Source organism: Bacillus sp. SIMBA_074, from assembly GCF_046534555.1.
GTDB lineage: Bacteria > Bacillota > Bacilli > Bacillales > Bacillaceae_G > Bacillus_A > Bacillus_A mycoides.
On the sequence record NZ_JAWRYM010000893.1, the window covers coordinates 1 to 253 of the forward strand.

1 protein-coding gene is annotated in these 253 nt (G+C 70.8%); it reads left to right on the forward strand.

What is annotated here, in order from left to right:
* Nucleotides 1-253: SapC family protein (locus tag SB773_RS33335; protein ID WP_410594728.1), on the forward strand; the 253-nt coding region annotated here is incomplete at both ends.

Here is a 253-nt window from a genome sequence, read left to right on the forward strand (position 1 = left end):
CCTGGACAGCCCGCGCATCCTCGGGGAGGAAGACGCCGGCGACGCCGGCCAGGCCGTGTTCAAGGAGTTCGGCGGCCAGACGCCCTACCTGGAGCGGATCAGCTCGGTACTGCGCGCTTTGCACGAGGGCCTGCGGCAGACCCCGGGGTTCTGCGCGATGCTGCTGTCGCTGGACCTGCTGGAGCCGTTCACCCTGGACGCCCGCCTGCAGGGCGGCGTGCCATTGCAGCTGCAGGGCCTGTACTGCATCCGC